This window comes from Flavobacterium sp. (assembly GCF_044368625.1).
In the GTDB taxonomy this organism is placed as follows: Bacteria; Bacteroidota; Bacteroidia; order Flavobacteriales; family Flavobacteriaceae; genus Flavobacterium.
Genome location: NZ_JBIPPD010000281.1, coordinates 1 through 3,276 on the forward strand (window position 1 = coordinate 1; position 3,276 = coordinate 3,276).

Annotated in this window: 3 protein-coding genes; 1 reads left to right on the plus strand and 2 read right to left on the minus strand. The window is 40.2% G+C overall.

What is annotated here, in order from left to right; all coding sequences use genetic code 11:
• Nucleotides 1-203 precede the first annotated feature (203 nt).
• Together ACIQ2X_RS14880 and glyA are read right to left on the minus strand one after the other, a co-directional pair.
• Complete coding sequence (locus tag ACIQ2X_RS14880; protein WP_396179742.1) at nt 204-797, minus strand: tRNA-(ms[2]io[6]A)-hydroxylase; 594 nt, start codon at nt 795-797, stop codon at nt 204-206.
• 255 nt (nt 798-1,052) lie between these two features.
• The gene (gene glyA / locus ACIQ2X_RS14885; protein ID WP_396179743.1) at nt 1,053-2,327 is read right to left on the minus strand and encodes a serine hydroxymethyltransferase; all 1,275 of its coding nucleotides are present in this window, start codon (nt 2,325-2,327) and stop codon (nt 1,053-1,055) included.
• Nucleotides 2,328-2,436: 109 nt separating this feature from the next.
• On the opposite strand from glyA, the gene ACIQ2X_RS14890 reads away from it, so the two are divergent.
• The coding region (locus tag ACIQ2X_RS14890) for a fumarylacetoacetate hydrolase family protein (RefSeq protein ID WP_396179744.1) at nt 2,437-3,276 on the plus strand (840 nt) is incomplete at its 3' end.

Below are 3,276 nucleotides of genomic sequence, written 5' to 3' on the forward strand. Positions count from 1 at the left end.
TAGTGTAATGCCTGGCTTCGCTTTCCATCAAATCCCAATAGAATTTCGACAATTCTTCGTCTTGGATATTCACTATTTTTTCGCTTTGCGTTTAACCTTCATATATAATTTCAGGACACAGATTTGAGAAATGTCAAAAATTTTAAAAATTTTTTTAATCTGTGTTCTAAAAAAGTATGGTATTATACGAAATTAAAAAAATATTATCCGTGAACTGTCGAGCCTTTTCCATAACTCGCAATAATTGAAGCTTCAAAGTCCAGCCATTCTCTCCAACGTTTCTCGACATCGATACCTTGTCCGTATTTTCGAGCATAAGTGATAAAAGTAGTGTAATGTCCAGCTTCGCTTTCCATCAAATCCCAATAGAATTTCGACAATTCTTCGTCTTGGATATTTTGAGAAAGGACTTTAAAACGTTCGCAGCTTCGGGCTTCAATCATTGCCGAAAACAACATACGTTCGACAAAACCCGACACACGGCTTCCGGTATTGCTTTGTTTCATGTATTTGGCCAATTCGCCTACGTATTCGTCTTTTCGCTCACGACCTAAAACTAAACCCCTTTTTTTGATAATTTCATGCACCATCTCAAAATGTTCTAGCTCCTCTTTGGCCAAAGCCAACATGTCCGTCACCAAATCCGGATACTCCGAATTAATTGTAACAATCGTAATGGCATTCGTCGCCGCTTTTTGTTCGCACCACGCGTGGTCCGTAAGTATTTCTTCAATATTTCCCTCAACGATATTTACCCATCTCGGGTCGGTTGGCAATTGTAATCTTAAAACTGACATTACTAATTTTTTTAGTTGGTTTACAAATTCAAACCTCTTTTATTATAATTTGGGCGTTACCCTCCCCTTTTCAATTCAAACCCTGTTTTTACACAAAAAAATGCTGCTTTCCATCACGATTATCGGGTCGGGTCGGGCTATTCGCTGCAATCTCCCGAAGAAAAATCGGGATGTGTCTCGATTTTTCTTCGGGAGGATTTTCGCTACTATCCCTAACGCAAATAACCGTAAATCCAGCATTCTCGTTTTTTTAATCTAAAAAACAAACATCGCTCTTTCGCTCATCATTTCGTTCACTTCATCAGCCACTTCTTCGATCACCGCTTCGTTCGTAGGATCCATCAAAACGCGGTCGATAAGTTCTACAATTTTGTCCATATCAGCTTCTACCAAACCTCTTGTGGTAATCGCTGGTGTTCCAATTCGGATTCCAGAAGTCGTAAACGGCGACTTGTCGTCAAAAGGTACCATGTTTTTATTTACGGTGATTTCTGCTTTCACCAACGCATTTTCTGCTTCTTTACCTGTAATATTTTTGTTTCTTAAATCAATCAACATCATGTGGTTGTCCGTTCCACCCGAAACCAAATCGTAGCCTCTTTTTACAAACGAAGCCGCCATCGCTTTGGCATTTTTCTGCACTTGAAGCGAATACCTGAAAAACTCATCAGTCAATGCTTCGCCAAAGGCTACTGCTTTTGCAGCAATAATGTGCATCAACGGTCCGCCTTGATTTCCTGGAAAAACAGCTAGATCCAATACAGAAGACATCATTCTGATTTCGCCCTTTGGTGTGGTTAAACCCATTGGATTTTCGAAATCTTTACCCATCAAAATCATTCCACCTCTTGGACCTCTTAAGGTTTTATGAGTAGTTGTCGTTACAATATGGCAATGCGGAATCGGGTCGTTCATCAAACCTTTGGCAATCAAACCGGCAGGATGCGAAATATCGGCCAAAAGCAAAGCCCCTACACTGTCGGCAATTTTGCGAAAGCGTTCAAAATCCATATCTCTACAATAGGCCGAAGCACCAGCAATAATTAATTTGGGTTGTTCTTTTGTAGCAATGGCTTGGATTTTATCATAATCAAATTGTCCAGTTTCACGTTCCACTCCATAAAAAGCTGGACTGTACAATTTTCCTGAAAAATTTACTGGAGAACCGTGCGTTAAATGGCCTCCGTGTGAAAGATCAAAACCTAAAATTTTATCCCCAGGTTTCAAAATAGCCGAAAAAACGGCTGTGTTGGCTTGAGAACCAGAATGCGGTTGCACGTTGGCATATTCGGCACCAAAAAGTGCTTTGGCGCGATCAATGGCAATTTGTTCCACTATGTCTACAACTTCGCAACCTCCGTAGTAGCGTTTTCCGGGATAGCCTTCTGCATATTTATTGGTCAAACAAGAACCAGCAGCTTCCATTACTTGGTCGCTCACAAAATTCTCCGAAGCGATAAGCTCTAATCCGTGTATTTGTCTGTCTTGTTCCTCAAGAATGAGGTCGAAAATTTCTTCGTCGTGTTGCATGTCGATACTAATTAGTTAAAAACACGTCAAAAATACAAAAATCGTTTGTTAAATCCACTTATAATAATATATTTGATAACTCAATTTAAAACAAAAAAATAACATACAAATGCCTATAACAGCAAACGACCCTCGTAGAAAATCATGGCTAGATGTTCCCGAAAATTCCGACTTTCCAATCCAAAATATTCCCTTTGGTGTTTTTTTAACTAAAGATGATGTCATTACTATAGGAACTCGCATCGGAAATTATGCTATTGATTTGGGCGCTTTACAACAGCTCAATTATTTTGAAGGAATCGAATTGACCGACGATATGTTTATGCAAGACACGTTGAACGATTTTATTTCGGATGGAAAAAAAACATGGCGACTGGTACGTAACCGCATTGCCGAAATTTTTGATGCCGAAAATCCGAAATTGCGCGATAATGCCAAACACCGTGACATCATTATCTTTACGATGGATGAAGTAGAAATGCAACTTCCGGTTTTAATTGGCGATTACACCGATTTTTATTCCAGTAAAGAACACGCGACAAATGTGGGAACGATGTTTCGCGACCCGAATAATGCGTTACTACCCAACTGGTTGCACATTCCGGTAGGTTATCATGGAAGAAGCTCGACAATCGTTCCTTCTGGAATTCCAGTTCACCGACCGATGGGACAAACCTTACCAAATGGCGAAACTACACCCGTTTTTGGTCCTTCGCGATTAGTAGATTTCGAATTGGAAACTGCTTTTATCACCACAGATGCCAACATCATGGGCGAAAATATCCCAGTGCATGAAGCCGAAGAATACATTTTTGGAATGGTGCTGTTGAATGACTGGAGTGCGAGAGACATTCAGAAATGGGAATATGTGCCGCTTGGACCGTTTTTAGCAAAAAACTTTGCCTCTTCCATTTCGCCGTGGATTGTAACGATGGATGCTTTGGAACCT